This window comes from Pseudomonas sp. PDM18 (assembly GCF_014852585.1).
Classification (GTDB): Bacteria; Pseudomonadota; Gammaproteobacteria; order Pseudomonadales; family Pseudomonadaceae; genus Pseudomonas.
On record NZ_JACVBX010000001.1, the window covers coordinates 456,666 to 470,472 of the forward strand.

The following is a 13,807-nucleotide window of genomic DNA, read 5'->3' on the forward strand; positions in this document are numbered from 1 at the left end:
AATCAGTCCGGAACTTCCACGCTCACGTGGATGGCATCGTGCCGCCAGAACTCGAGGTCGCAATCGATGATACGGCCGTGCTGGTCGCCGTTGCTGCGGGTGATGCGCAGCGCCGGGCTTCCCTCGGCGACGCGCAGCACGCTGGCTGCCTCACCGTGCAGGGCGGTGGGCACCATGTCGAAGCGCACGCGGCCGTAACGGATGTCATAGCGGCTGGCGTAAAGCTCAGTGAGCGAGCAGGTCAGGTCGCTGTCGAGGATGCCGGGGAAGTACGCCGGGTTGAGGTAGTGCTCGACGTAGAGCACCAACCGCCCGTCCACCCGCCGCAGCCGGCGAATCTGGTAGACGCTGGACAGCGCCGGCAGCTCCAGCAGCTCACAGATCGCCGCACTCGCCGGTACCTGCCGGGCCGACAGCACTTCGGTCGCCGGCACTCGCCCCTGCCCTTCCACCATGGCGTGGAAGTGGCTGCGCACCAGCGGGTTGTACAACAGGCGCGGCGGCGAGACGAACCAGCCGCGGCGTTCCTCGCGATAGATCAGCCCCTGCGCCTCCAGTTGCCCCAGCGCCTCGCGCAGGGTGATCCGCGTGGTGTCGAACAGCTCGCTGAGCTTGCGTTCGGCCGGCAGCTTGCCGCCGGCGCTGAGCAGGCCGCTGTCGATCTGTTCGATCAGGGCGCGGCAGATCGCCGTCACCGTGGGTAGCGCCGTATCGCGCATTCGCTTGCCTCTTTTGGACTAGTCCAGCCCCAGAACAGGGCATTTCTTTCACCCGACGGGGTGCGGTCATCCTAGGAAAGCCCGATGACCGTCCCGTGACAACGCCTTTTCAAGCAGCCGCCATGCCAGTTAACGACACCAGCGTAGACCAGGCGGATCAAGGCATTGGCGATGGTCTACGCTCTTCCCCGACGACTCGCTGGCAGCGCGCGGCCGGGTCAGCGCGCCTGGGGTTTACATCAAACTGTCATCCGCCCCGCTTAGATTGGCCTGCGTCTTGCTGATCTAGACCACACCTGAAAACACTGAACCGAAGGAGCACCGAATGAAACGCTTGCTTGCTTCACTGCTGGGATCGGCCATTGCCTTGGGCAGCGGCCTCGCCATGGCGGCCACCGCCGATCTGCAATCGCTGGAAGCCGCCGCCCGCAAGGAAGGCCAGGTAAACAGCGTGGGCATGCCCGACAGTTGGGCGAACTGGAAGGACACCTGGAAGGACCTGGAAAGCAAGTACGGCTTGAAGCACATGGACACCGACATGAGCTCGGCCCAGGAGCTGGCCAAGTTCAAGGCCGAGAAGGAAAACGCCAGCGCCGACATCGGCGACGTCGGCGCCGCCTTCGGCCCCATCGCCCTGCAGATGGACGTCAGCCAGCCCTATAAGCCCAGCACCTGGGACCAGGTCCCGGAATGGGCCAAGGACAAGGACGGCCACTGGGCGCTCGCCTACACCGGCACCATCGCCTTCATCGTCAACAAGCAGTTGGTGAAGGATGTTCCGCACAGTTGGGCAGACCTGCTCAAGGGCAAGTACAAGGTCACCATCGGTGACGTCAGCGCCGCCGCGCAGGCGGTCAACGGCGTACTGGCCGCGAGCATCGCCAACGGCGGCGACGAGAAGAACATCAAGCCGGGCCTGGAGTTCTTCGCCCAGTTGGCCAAGCAGGGTCGCCTGTCGCTGACCAACCCGGTGATCAACACCCTGGAGAAGGGTGAAGTGGAAGTCGGCATCGTCTGGGACTTCAACGGCCTGAGCTACCGCGACCAGATCGACCCGTCGCGCTTCGAGGTGCTGATTCCCTCCGACGGCTCGGTGATCTCTGGCTACACCACCATCATCAACAAGTACGCGAAGAACCCGAACGCCGCCAAGCTGACTCGCGAGTACATCTTCAGCGACGCCGGGCAGATCAATCTGGCCAAGGGCAACGCCCGTCCGATCCGCGCCGAGCACCTGACCCTGCCGGATGACGTGAAAGCCAAGCTGCTGCCCAACGAGCAGTACGCCAAGGCCCAGCCGATCAAGGACCCCAAGGCCTGGGAAGAGACCTCCAAGCGTCTGCCGCGCCTGTGGCAGGAAAACGTCATCATCAACATGCAATGACGCCCAGCCGCCCCGGTTCGCGCCGGGGTGGCCGCGTTTCAACGAAGGCCCCGCCCCATGCGCCACGACGTCATCCTGGTCGTCCTCGACGGCCTCAACTACAGCGTCGCCCACGATTGCCTGGGTCACCTGCAGGCCCTGTGCAACGCCGGCCGCGGCCAGCTCTACCGGCTGGAATGCGAGCTGCCTTCACTGTCGCGCCCGTTGTACGAATGCATCCTCACCGGCGTGCGCCCGATCGACAGCGGCATCCTGCACAACGATGTGTCGCGCCTGTCCAACCAGCGCAGCCTGTTCCACTACGCCCGCGATGCCGGCCTGACCACCGCGGCGGCGGCGTACAACTGGGTCAGCGAGCTGTACAACCGCACACCCTTCGACCCGGCGCGCGACCGTCATACCGACGACGAATCCCTGCCGATCCAGCACGGCCACTTCTACTGGACGGACCACTACCCCGACTCGCACCTGTTCACCGATGCCGAGTCGCTGCGCCGCCGGCATGCGCCCAACTGCCTGCTGGTGCACCCGATGAACATCGACGACGCCGGCCACAAGCACGGCCTGGGCACGCCGCAGTACCGCAACAGCGCGCGACACGTCGACATCATCCTCTCCGAGTACCTGCACCAGTGGCTGGCCGCCGGCTACCAGGTGATGGTCACTGCCGACCACGGCATGAACGACGACCGCAGCCACGGCGGCATCCTCCCCGAGGAGCGCGAAGTGCCGCTGTTCGTCTTTGGCGAGGCGTTCAGCCTCGATGACCAGGCGCGCCCGCGCCAAGTCGAACTGTGCGGCACGCTATGCGAGATCCTCGGTGCTGCCCACGACAAACCGGTCTGCCGGGAGCTGCTCAAGGCATGAGATCGAACACCGGAAAGCTCTTCGCCCTGCTCTGCCTGCTGCCCTTCGCGCTGTTCTTCTTCGCCTTCCAGCTCGCGCCATTGCTGTGGGTGATGATCAACAGCGTGCGCACCGGCGATGGCTGGGGCCTGGCCAATTTCAGCGAGATATTCGGCTCGCCCTTCTACCGCCAGGCGATCCGCTACAGCCTGGAAATCTCGCTGTGGTCGAGCCTGATCGGCCTGTTCATCGCGATCCTCGGCAGCTACTCGCTGCGCCAGGTGGACAGCAGGCTGCGCGACTTCGTGATGGCCTTCGCCAACATGACCAGCAACTTCGCCGGGGTGCCGCTGGCCTTCGCGTTCATCATCATCCTGGGCTTCAACGGCGCCATCACGCTGCTGCTGAAACAGGCAGGGATCATCGAGGACTTCAACCTCTACTCCAAAACCGGCCTGATCATCCTCTACACGTACTTCCAGATTCCCCTGGGCGTGATGCTGCTCTACCCGGCCTTCGACGCCCTGCGCGAGGACTGGCGCGAATCCGCAGCCCTGCTGGGCGCCAGCCAGTGGGCGTTCTGGCGGCACATCGGCATCCCGGTGCTGACGCCAGCGCTGCTGGGCACCTTCGTCATCCTGCTGGCCAACGCCCTGGGCGCCTATGCCACGGTCTACTCGCTGACCACCGGCAACTTCAACGTGGTGCCCATCCGCATCGCCGGGCTGGTCTCGGGCGACGTGTTCCTCGACCCGAACATGGCCAGTGCGCTGGCGATGGTGCTGGTCGGCCTGATGAGCATCATTACCCTGGCCCACCAGTGGCTGCTGCGCCGGAGCTACCATGTCGAGAAACGCTAGTCCGCTGTACCACCGCGTGGTGGTCTACGCGCTGTTCCTGATCCTGCTGGTGCCGCTGGCCGCCACCCTGCTCTATTCGCTGGCGACCTCGTGGAGCGCCAGCGTGCTGCCCGACGGGCTGACCCTGAAGTGGTTCCTGACCCTGTGGAGCGACCCGCGCTTTCTGGTCGCCTTCGGCCAGTCGCTGCTGGTGTGCTTCGGCGCGCTGATCCTCAGCGTGGTGCTGGTGCTGCCGCTGATGTTCGTCATCCACTACTACTTCCCGCGCCTGGATGCGCTGATGAACGTGCTGATCCTGCTGCCCTTCGCAGTGCCGCCGGTAGTGTCGTCGGTCGGCCTGCTGCAGCTCTACGCCTCGGGCCCGGTGCCCATCGTCGGCACACCGTGGATCCTCATCGGCTGCTACTTCACCATCGCCCTGCCCTTCATGTACCGGGCGATCAGCAACAACCTGCAGGCGATCAACCTGCACGACCTGATGGACGCCGCCCACCTGCTCGGCGCCAGCACCTGGCAGGCCGCCCTGCTGGTGGTGCTGCCGAACCTGCGCAAGGGCTTGATGGTGGCGCTGTTCCTGTCCTTCAGCTTCCTCATCGGCGAGTTCGTCTTCGCCAACCTGCTGGTGGGCACCCGCTACGAAACGCTGCAGGTGTTCCTCAACAACATGCGCAACAGCAGTGGCCACTACACCAGCGCTGTGGTGGTCTCCTACTTCCTCTTCGTCCTGCTGCTCACCTGGGCAGCGAACCGTTTAAGCAAGGACAAGACATGAGTTTCCTCAGCGTCGAGACACTGAACAAGAGCTACGGCAGCACCACGGTTTTCCAGGACATCGACTTCGCCGCCGAACGCGGCGAGTTCGTCACCCTGCTCGGCCCCAGCGGCTGCGGTAAATCCACCCTGCTGCGCTGCATCGCCGGCCTCACCGCGGTGGACAGCGGGCGCATCCTGCTGGACGGCGAAGACATCGTGCCCAAGAGCCCGCAGAAGCGCGGCATTGCCATGGTGTTCCAGAGCTACGCGCTGTTCCCCAACATGACCGTGGAGCAGAACGTCGCCTTCGGCCTGCGCATGCAGAAGGTGCCGGCAGCAGAGTCCGCCCAGCGCGTGCGCGAGGCGCTGGAGATGGTGGAGCTCGGCCCGTTGGCGGCGCGCTATCCGCACCAGCTGTCCGGCGGCCAGTGCCAGCGCGTCGCCCTGGCCCGTTCGCTGGTCACCCGCCCGCGCCTGCTGCTGCTCGACGAGCCGCTGTCGGCGCTGGACGCGCGCATCCGCAAGCACCTGCGCGAGCAGATCCGCCGCATCCAGCAGGAGCTTAAGCTGACCACGGTGTTCGTCACCCACGATCAGGAAGAAGCGCTGACGCTGTCCGACCGCATCGTGCTGATGAACGCCGGGCGCATCGTCCAGAGTGGCGACGCCGAAACCCTCTACACCGCGCCGGAGAATGCCTTCGCCGCCGGCTTCATCGGCAACTACAACCTGCTTGATGCCGCCCAGGCGACGAAGCTGCTGGACCGTCCTTATCGCCAGCAGGTGGCGATCCGCCCCGAATCCCTGCGCCTGAGCGTGGAACCCGGCGAAGGCATCCCGGTTCAGGTACTCTCCCACAGCCTGCTGGGCAACGTGATCCGCTACCGGGTCGACGCCAGTGGCATCGAGCTGACCGTGGACGTCCTCAACCGCAGCGCCGAGCGTCTGTACCCGGCCGGCACCCAGCTCGGCCTGCAAATCGATAGTGAAAGCATTCGGGAGGTGGCCTGATGGCCCTGGTGATATTCGACCTCGACGACACCCTGATCGACGGCGACTGCGCGAGCCTGTGGAGCCAGCGCATGGCCGATCTCGGCTGGGTCGACGCGGAGTCGTTCCTCAAGCGCGACGCCGAGCTGATGGCGCTGTACGCGCAGGGCAAGCTACCCATGGAGGACTACATGGCCTTCGCCCTGGAGCCGATGGCCGGGCGCAGCGTGGACGAGATCGAGCGTGAAGTCGGAACCTTCGTCGAGGACGTGATCGAGCCGCTGATCCACACCGACGCCTGCACCACCCTCGCCCGCCACCGCGAGGCGGGTGACCGTCCGCTGGTGATCTCCGCCTCGGGCGTGCATCTGGTCCAGCCCATCGCCGAACGCATCGGCATCGACGAAGTACTGGCCATCGACCTGGAAGTCGTCAACGGCCACTATACCGGCCGCACCGTGGGCGTGCTGACGTACCGCGAAGGCAAGGTGCTGCGCCTGCTCGACCTGCTGGAGGGCGACGACAGCCCGCTGGCCAAAGCACATTTCTACTCCGACTCGCGCAACGACCTGCCGCTGCTCAAGCTGGTGGGCAAGCCGCACGTGGTAAACGCCGACCCGGTGCTGCTGGAGCACGCGCAGAAGATGGGCTGGGACGTGCTGAACTGGAAGTGACTTCTTCCACAGAAAAAGGGCCGCATCAGCGGCCCTTTTCTTTTGCTTTTCCTGGAGGAGCGAGCTTGCCCGCCCCCTCAGTTCAGGCTCTCGTCGATCAGCACCACCACCTTGCCCTGCACCTGGTTGCTCGCCAGGGCATCGAACGCGCTCTGCGCGTCGCGGACCGGGAAGGTGCGCTCCAGTTGCGGGCTGAGCTTGCCTGTCTCGAACAGCGGCCAGACCTTCTGCCCCAGCTCGGCGATCAGCTGCGCCTTATAGTCGGCGTCGCGCGAACGCAGAGTCGAGCCGATCAGCTGGATGCGCTTGCCCAGCAGCAGGGCCAGGTCCAGCTCGGCCTTGCGACCGCCCATCAGGCCAATGACCACCCATCGACCGTCGCGGCCGAGGATTTCCAGGTCCAGCTTGGCGTAGTTCGCGCCTACGGGGTCGAGGATCACATCGAAGGGCGCGAAATCCCGAAGCGATTCGAGGCTCTCCCCTCGAAGCGCGCCGCCCTCGGCGCCCAGCGCTTCGCAATAGGCCAGGCGATCGGCCGAACCGACGCTGACCCAGCACGGGCTGTTGAAAGCCTTGCACAACTGGATGCCGGCCGAGCCGACGCCGCTGGCGCCCGCGTGCAGGAGGACTTTCTCACCGGGCTGCAGCGCGCCGAGCATGAACAGGTTCAGCCAAGCCGTGGCGTAAACTTCGGGCAGCGCAGCGGCTTCGGCCAGGCTCAGGCCGGCGGGCACCGGCAGTGCATGGCGCTCGTCCACCACCACTTCCTCGGCCATGCCGCCACCGGCCAGCAGGGCGCAGACGCGGTCACCCACCTGCCAGGTGCTGCCGGCCCCGACCTCGGTCACTACGCCGGAACATTCCAGACCGATGATGTCGCTCGCCCCCGGCGGCGGCGGGTAGAGACCGGCCACCTGCAACAGGTCAGCGCGGTTGAGTCCCGCGGCGGCGACCTGGATGCGGATCTGTCCCTGTGCGCAAGTCGGGTTCGGGCGCTCGGCCCACTCCACTCGCCCTTCGATGCCTTGCAATGCGTTCACGCTGCCTCCATAGTGACTTCGCAGGGCCCGATCCGTAAGGTCGGGCCCTTTCTTCGCGCCGAATTCACCTGCGATTGAACCCGGCGCCGCCAATTAAGGCCTAATATGCGTCATAACTCCGCGATCAGTCGAATCAGCATGAAGCGATTTTTGCCCCGTACCGCCCTGTTGTTCATCCTCGGCGCAACTGCCTTTTCCTCGTTCGCGGCGACCACCAGCCCGAACGTCTGGGACGGCCTGCAGCCCGACCGGGATCAAGTGATCGCCAGCCTCAACATCGTTGAGTTGCTCAAGCGCCATCACTACAACAAGCCGCCGCTGAACGACGAGCGCTCGGCGAAAATCTACGACAGCTACCTGAAGACTCTCGATCCGGCGCGCATGTACTTCACCGCCGCCGACATCGACCAGTTCGCGCCCTGGCGCACTCAGTTCGACGACTTCCTGAAAAGCGGCGAACTGGAGCCCGGCTTCACCATCTACAAGCGTCACCTCGACCGCCTGAAGGAGCGCCTGGACTTCGCCCTGGCCACCCTGAACAAGGGCGTCGACAAGATGGACTTCAACACCGACGAATCACTGGAAATCGACCGCGAGAAATCGCCCTGGGCGAAAGACAGCGCCGCGCTGGACGACCTGTGGCGCAAGAAGGTGAAGGACGAAGTCCTGCGCCTGAAAATCGCCGGCAAGGACAACAAGGCCATCCAGGAACAGCTGACCAAGCGCTACAAGAACCAGCTGATGCGCCTGGAGCAGACCCGCAGCGAAGACATCTTCCAGGCCTACATCAACGCCTTTGCCCAGACCTACGATCCGCACACCCAGTACCTGTCGCCGGATAGCGCGGAAAACTTCGACATCAACATGAGCCTCTCGCTGGAAGGTATCGGCGCCGTACTGCAGAGCGACAACGACTACGTGAAAGTCGTGCGCCTGGTACCGGCCGGCCCCGCCGAGAAGAGCAAGCAGATCGCCACCTCCGACAAGATCATCGGCGTCGCCCAGGGCAAAGGCGAGATGGTCGACGTAGTCGGCTGGCGTCTGGATGAAGTGGTCAAGCTGATCCGCGGTCCGAAGGGCTCGCAGGTCCGCCTGGAAGTGATCCCGTCGACCAACGCGCCGAACGACCAGACCAGCAAGATCGTCACCATCACCCGCGAGGCTGTGAAGCTGGAAGACCAGGCGGCGAAGAAGTCGGTGATCACCATCGACCACGAAGGCAAGAACTACAAGCTGGGCATCATCGACGTGCCCGCGTTCTACCTCGACTTCAAGGCCTACCGCGCTGGCGACCCGGACTACAAGTCCACCACCCGCGACGTGAAGAAGCTCATCGCCGAGCTGCAGAAGGACAAGGTCGACGGCATCGTCATCGACCTGCGCAACAACGGCGGCGGCTCCCTGCAGGAAGCCACCGAGCTGACCGGTCTGTTCATCGACCAGGGTCCGACCGTGCTGGTTCGCAACAGCGACGGCCGTGTCGACGTGCTCAACGATGACGAGGGCAAGGCTTTCTACACCGGGCCGATGACCGTGCTGGTCAACCGCCTGTCCGCCTCGGCTTCGGAAATTTTCGCCGGCGCCATGCAGGACTATCACCGCGCGCTCATCGTCGGTGGCCAGACCTTCGGCAAGGGCACAGTGCAGACCATCCAGCCGCTCAACCACGGCGAGCTGAAGCTGACCCTGGCCAAGTTCTACCGCGTCTCCGGCCAAAGTACCCAGCATCAGGGTGTGATCCCGGACATCAGCTACCCGTCCATCGTCGACGACAAGGAAATCGGCGAGAGCGCCCTGCCCGACTCCATGCCGTGGGACACCATCAAACCCGCACTGAAGGCCCAGGCCGATCCGTTCAAGCCGTTCCTCGACCAATTGCGCACCCGTCACGACGTGCGCACCGAGCACAACGCGGACTTCGTCTATGCCCGCGAGCGTCTCGCCCTGGCCCAGGAGCTGATGAAGGAAAAGACCGTCAGCCTCAACGAAGCCAAGCGTCGCTCCCAGCAGACCAGCATCGAGAACCGCCAACTGGCCATGGAGAACGCTCTGCGTAAATCCAAAGGCCAGGAGCCGCTCAAGGAGCTGAAGAAGGAAGACGAGAACGCCCTGCCGGAAGAGGACAAGACCAAGCCGCAGGACGACGCCTACCTCACTGAATCCGGGCACATCCTGATCGACTACCTGAATCTGGACTCCCAGGTCGCCAAACACTGATCGGATGTAATCAAACAGTCATGACGCTGTCGTGAAATGCACAGGGCCGGGAAACCGGCCCTTTGCTTTTCCAGCCACCGAGAACCGTCATGACCGTCACCGAGCAGTTGAGCGCCCTGGACCAGATCCTCGCTCACGGCGACCTGCACTGCCTGTTCCAGCCCATCCTGTCGCTATCGGAACGACGGCTGGTGGGCTACGAAGCCCTTACCCGTGGCCCGTCCAACGGCCCACTGCACTCGCCCCTGCCGCTGTTCAGCATCGCCCGCAGCAGCGGCCGCCTCAGCCAGTTGGAGCTGCTCTGTCGGCGCACAGCCTGCGCGCGCTTCCGCGACCTGAAACTCGAGGGCAAGCTATTCCTCAACGTGTCCCCGGAATCCCTGCTGGAACCGACCCACCAGCCCGGCCGCACGTTGCAACTGCTGCAGACCTTCGGCATCTCGCCCAGCGACGTGGTGATCGAGCTGACCGAGCAAACGCCCATTGAGGACTTCACCCTCCTCGACACCGCGCTGCACCACTATCGCGCCATGGGCTTCTCCATCGCGCTGGACGACCTGGGCGCCGGCTACTCCAGCTTGCGCCTATGGTCCGAGCTGCGCCCCGACTACGTGAAGATTGACCGCCACTTCATCGAAGGCATACACCTCGATGCGGTGAAGCGCGAGTTCGTCGGCTCGATCCTGAAGATGGCGCATGCCTCCCGCGCCCAGGTGATCGCCGAAGGCATCGAGATTCCCGAAGAGCTGGCCGTGCTCTCGGAGATGGGCGTGGACCTCGTGCAGGGCTACCTGCTCGGCCGCCCCAACGAAACGCCGCCGCGCGATGCCCGTGCCCTGCTGCCGGAAGTCGACAACGCCGGCGCTCTGCTCGCCGAGGATCAATCCGATCTCGAACCGCTGCTGCTGGAACAACAGGCTGTGCGCGACAGCACGCCCATTGGCGACGTGCTGGAAGCCTTCCGCGCGCAGGCCAACCTCAACTCCCTGGCCGTGCTGGACCGCGACGACCAGCCAGTGGGCATCGTCCACCGGCACGCGCTGTCCGATGCCCTGCTCAAGCCCTTTGCGCCGGAGCTTTACGCGCGCAAGCCGATCAGCCGGCTGATGAGCGACGACTTCCTCGCGGTAGAACGCAGCCAGTCGCTGCAGCAGGTCAGCCGCCTGCTCACCAGCCGCGCGCGGCAGCGCATCGAGGAAGATTTCATCATCACTTTGAACGGCCGCTACCTCGGCCTGGGCCGGGTGATCGACGTGCTCAAGCTGATAACCGAGCAGAAGATCCGCCAGGCCCGGCACGCCAACCCGCTGACCCTGCTGCCGGGCAACGTGCCCATCCAGCAGTGCCTGGCGCGCCTGCTGCAACAAGGCCGCGAAGCCGTGGTCTGCTACGTCGACATCGACAGTTTCAAGCCCTTCAACGATCTCTATGGCTATGCGCGCGGCGACGAAGTGCTGCTCTGCCTGGCGCAGTGCCTGGGCGAACGCGTGGACCCGACGCGGGACTTCGTCGGCCACATCGGCGGCGACGACTTCATGCTGGTGCTGGGGACGCAGGACTGGCGCGAACGCCTCAATCACCTGCTGGAAGAGTTCCAGGGACAGTGTCGGCGCTTCTACAGCCGCGAGCACCTGGACGCGGGCTGCTTCGTCGCGCACAACCGTCAGGGGCGGCGCGAGGAATATCCACTGCTGTCACTGTCGATTGGCGTGGTGCACGTGAAGAGCGGCGCCGGGCAGCGCCTGGACGCCAGCCAGTTGGCCGGGCTGGCCTCGGAGGCAAAGCGCCACGCGAAGAACATGCCGGGTTACAGCCTGCACATCCTCACTGCGGAGTGAGTCAGAGGCCCAACTGTCGGGCACGCGTTTCGTAGCGCTCGGCCTGGGCATCGTCGGGTTCCAGCCCCGGGCCGCCGCTGCGATACAACTCGCCGAGTTTGCGTGCCGCCAACGGGTGGCCCGCTTCGGCTGCCTGGCCCCAGTAACGCGCGGCTTCCCGCGCATCAGCGGCATGGCGGGTATCACCCTTGAGCGCTTGCACACCCACTTGGTAGGCCGCCTTGTGGTCTCCCGCTGCAGCAGCCAGACGCAGCAGACGCAGGCCCTCTTCGCGAGCGCCGAAACCCTGTCCGCGGAACAGCAGCAGGTGCCCGTAGAAACTCTGCGCGCCCACATCCCCCAGTGCTGCCATGCGCGAAAACTGGCCCTGCATCCAGGCCCAGGAACGCGGCTGGCGAACCATCCAAGGCCAGCCCATCAGGCGTCGCGCCACGGCGTAACTCAACCGCGCACGCAGGCGCCAGAACAGCTCGCGGGGTGTCGCCACGTCAGAGCTCCTCGGGGTACTCGAACTCGAAGACGCGCGCCACTTCCGCCGCATGCCAACCGGCGGCAGCGGGCCCATCCGGCGCGCCGGAGAAGCGGCCCAGGCGCTCGACGTATTCGAAGAAGCCGGTTCGCGGCAGGCGACTGGCGCCCTGGCTGATCACCAGCGAGCTGCGCAGCGGACGACCACCGCGGGCATCCAGCGCGGCCAGATGCTCCAGCGCGGCGGTCAGCACGGTCATCGCCGGGGTCGGCAGTTGCAGGCGCTCGATCAGCGCGCGGTAGGTGAGCAGATGGCGTTGGCGGCGGGCATCTTCCAGCTCGCCGAGCAGGCCTTCCCAATGCTTGCGACTGATCTGCACGCTCAAGAAGCGGACTCCCCAGTGCCCAGGGCACGACGCAGGCCATGCTGGATGGCGTCGCTGGCTTCGCGTTCGCCGTTCTCGATCTGTCCGAGGTAGGACGGGCTGATGCCCACCGAACGCGCCAGCGATTCAATGGACAGGCCACGGGCTTCACGCAGTGCTTTCCAGTCCGGCTTCTCGTCGAGTGCCGGGGCGGCAACGGGTTTGACAACCTGGGCGACACCACGGCCGGCGGCAGCCAGCAGGGCCTGGTATTCGGCCCAGGGAACCACGGCGTACTCCGCTTCGCCGTCACGCATGATGACTTGAACGTTCATGACAACACTCCTTGCAGGCGGCCATCTTAACAGCCTGATGCGCGCCTGTGCCGGCTATACTGCGGACCGCCTCTCGCCACCAGACATGGGGACCGATTTGCCGCGATTCCTTCCGTTCTGCCTATGCCTGGCCAGCGCCCTGTGTGGCGCCGAGGAGCTGCGCTGGGGCTATTCGCCAAGCAACGGCATGCCCTACGCGGAAAGTATCGACCATGAATTGGCACCTGGCTTCATTCGTGATCTGGGCGAAAGCGTCGGACAGCGCCTGGGGCTCGAGGTTCGCTTCGTGGAAACGCCGGACAAGCGCGCAGAACCGGCGCTCGCCCAGGGTGCGATCCATCTGCTATGCATCAACAATCCGCAGTGGATGAAGGCGCCGGAGAAGCTGCACTGGTCGCCGAGCCTGTTCGAAGAAGAGGATGCGCTGGCCCAGCGCGCAGACACGCCGCCGGTGGAAAACCTGGCGCAGTTGCACGATATCCGCATCGGCACCAATCTGGGCTATGTCTATCCCGCCCCACTGATGCAGGCCTTCGCTGAAGGTCGGGTTAAGCGCGCCGACGTGCGCGATCTGGATACCCGCCTGCACATGCTCGAAGCCCGTCGCCTGGACGCATTGATCGAGATGCGCCGCCCCCTGGAATTCCTCCTCGCGCAGCATCGCGAACTGCCCGTGGCGATCAACAGCAGCAATGTGCAGCGCTACTCGATCTTCTGCTCGTATGGCCCAGCGCTGCCGATCCCCGCCGAGCGACTGGATGCGGTGCTGGAGGCGATGGTCAGCGACGGCTCGATCCAGCGGCTGCTTGGCCAACAGACGGCACGGATGCGTCAGAGGCGCTGAATCGCTTCGGGCGGCGGGAGTTGCTTCAGGGCTTCGCGGGTTTCCACGCCTTGCGCATCGCGCCAGACCTTGAAGGCATCGATCTCCGACTGCCAGCGGCGGATCACCCAGGCCAAGACCGCCAGGTCGTCGAGGAAACCGACGCCCAACAGCCAGTCAGGCACCAGATCCACTGGCGAGAGGAAGTACAACAGCGCCGCCACCACCGAGACCAGTGCCTGGGAACTGATGCCGCGGTAATCACCACGCACCCAGGCCACCAGCAACTCCTGCAGCAGCTTCAGGTCGGTCTTGGCCAGCTTCACCCGACCACTCTTGCGCGACACCGCGAACAGCAGCGCCGGCAATCTCCCGCCAGCGATAAAACGGCTGGCGAGCTTCAGGAAACGGTCAAATCCCGGAGGCTTTTTCATCGATTCACCTCGATAGGAAAGTTCGTACAAGACAGGTTCAGGTTATCCACCTTTCCTGTGG

The 13,807-nt window shown here is 64.9% G+C and carries 15 protein-coding genes; 9 read left to right on the forward strand and 6 right to left on the reverse strand.

What is annotated here, in order from left to right; all coding sequences use genetic code 11:
* Positions 1–2: 2 nt before the first annotated feature.
* A complete protein-coding gene (locus IB274_RS02065) occupies positions 3–719 on the reverse strand; it encodes a UTRA domain-containing protein (protein WP_192430444.1) in 717 nt (238 codons plus the stop codon).
* Between the two features lie 325 nt (positions 720–1,044).
* On the opposite strand from IB274_RS02065, the gene IB274_RS02070 reads away from it, so the two are divergent.
* Genes IB274_RS02070 through IB274_RS02095 form a run of 6 tightly spaced genes read left to right on the forward strand, consistent with a single transcriptional unit; the run spans position 1,045 to position 6,226 of the window.
* Positions 1,045–2,103 (forward strand): ABC transporter substrate-binding protein, encoded by a 1,059-nt coding sequence (locus IB274_RS02070; RefSeq protein ID WP_192430445.1) that lies wholly within the window; start codon positions 1,045–1,047, stop codon positions 2,101–2,103.
* Between the two features lie 57 nt (positions 2,104–2,160).
* Positions 2,161–2,970, forward strand: coding sequence for an alkaline phosphatase family protein (locus IB274_RS02075; protein ID WP_192430446.1), 810 nt, complete (start codon positions 2,161–2,163; stop codon positions 2,968–2,970).
* Positions 2,967–3,809: an ABC transporter permease gene (locus IB274_RS02080; RefSeq protein ID WP_192430447.1), complete on the forward strand. Its 843-nt coding sequence runs from the start codon at positions 2,967–2,969 to the stop codon at positions 3,807–3,809. Before IB274_RS02075 ends, IB274_RS02080 begins: the two co-directional genes overlap by 4 nt.
* Positions 3,793–4,581 carry an ABC transporter permease gene (locus tag IB274_RS02085; protein WP_192430448.1) on the forward strand — a complete coding sequence of 263 codons (789 nt, stop codon included), beginning with the start codon at positions 3,793–3,795 and terminating at the stop codon, positions 4,579–4,581. The genes IB274_RS02080 and IB274_RS02085 overlap by 17 nt, the downstream gene beginning before the upstream one ends.
* Positions 4,578–5,573: an ABC transporter ATP-binding protein gene (locus tag IB274_RS02090; RefSeq protein WP_192430449.1), complete on the forward strand. Its 996-nt coding sequence runs from the start codon at positions 4,578–4,580 to the stop codon at positions 5,571–5,573. Before IB274_RS02085 ends, IB274_RS02090 begins: the two co-directional genes overlap by 4 nt.
* Positions 5,573–6,226 (forward strand): HAD family hydrolase, encoded by a 654-nt coding sequence (locus tag IB274_RS02095; RefSeq protein WP_192430450.1) that lies wholly within the window; start codon positions 5,573–5,575, stop codon positions 6,224–6,226. Before IB274_RS02090 ends, IB274_RS02095 begins: the two co-directional genes overlap by 1 nt.
* 77 nt (positions 6,227–6,303) lie before the next feature.
* Here IB274_RS02095 and IB274_RS02100 read toward each other — a convergent pair whose 3' ends face one another.
* A complete protein-coding gene (locus IB274_RS02100; protein WP_192430451.1) occupies positions 6,304–7,266 on the reverse strand; it encodes an NAD(P)H-quinone oxidoreductase in 963 nt (320 codons plus the stop codon).
* A 138-nt stretch (positions 7,267–7,404) separates the two neighbouring features.
* Between IB274_RS02100 and IB274_RS02105 the strand changes: the two genes are divergently transcribed.
* Both IB274_RS02105 and IB274_RS02110 read left to right on the forward strand, forming a co-directional pair.
* Positions 7,405–9,483 (forward strand): carboxy terminal-processing peptidase, encoded by a 2,079-nt coding sequence (locus IB274_RS02105; RefSeq protein ID WP_192430452.1) that lies wholly within the window; start codon positions 7,405–7,407, stop codon positions 9,481–9,483.
* An 89-nt stretch (positions 9,484–9,572) separates the two neighbouring features.
* On the forward strand, positions 9,573–11,321 hold the full coding sequence (locus tag IB274_RS02110; RefSeq protein ID WP_192430453.1) for a bifunctional diguanylate cyclase/phosphodiesterase: 1,749 nt from the start codon (positions 9,573–9,575) through the stop codon (positions 11,319–11,321).
* Between the two features lies 1 nt (position 11,322).
* Here IB274_RS02110 and IB274_RS02115 read toward each other — a convergent pair whose 3' ends face one another.
* The 3 genes from IB274_RS02115 to IB274_RS02125 form a co-directional block, all read right to left on the reverse strand.
* On the reverse strand, positions 11,323–11,739 hold the full coding sequence (locus tag IB274_RS02115) for a sel1 repeat family protein (protein ID WP_225614658.1): 417 nt from the start codon (positions 11,737–11,739) through the stop codon (positions 11,323–11,325).
* Positions 11,740–11,809: 70 nt separating this feature from the next.
* A complete protein-coding gene (locus tag IB274_RS02120; RefSeq protein WP_081520209.1) occupies positions 11,810–12,175 on the reverse strand; it encodes a hypothetical protein in 366 nt (121 codons plus the stop codon).
* Positions 12,172–12,489: a helix-turn-helix domain-containing protein gene (locus IB274_RS02125; RefSeq protein ID WP_192430454.1), complete on the reverse strand. Its 318-nt coding sequence runs from the start codon at positions 12,487–12,489 to the stop codon at positions 12,172–12,174. Before IB274_RS02125 ends, IB274_RS02120 begins: the two co-directional genes overlap by 4 nt.
* An 85-nt stretch (positions 12,490–12,574) precedes the next feature.
* Here IB274_RS02125 and IB274_RS02130 point away from each other — a divergent pair, with 85 nt between their 5' ends.
* The gene (locus IB274_RS02130; protein ID WP_192430903.1) at positions 12,575–13,333 is read left to right on the forward strand and encodes a transporter substrate-binding domain-containing protein; all 759 of its coding nucleotides are present in this window, start codon (positions 12,575–12,577) and stop codon (positions 13,331–13,333) included.
* Here the strand turns inward: IB274_RS02130 and IB274_RS02135 are convergent.
* Complete coding sequence (locus tag IB274_RS02135) at positions 13,321–13,746, reverse strand: YkvA family protein (RefSeq protein ID WP_045210318.1); 426 nt, start codon at positions 13,744–13,746, stop codon at positions 13,321–13,323. The two genes, IB274_RS02130 and IB274_RS02135, sit on opposite strands and share 13 nt — an antisense overlap.
* Between the last annotated feature and the right edge of the window lie 61 nt (positions 13,747–13,807).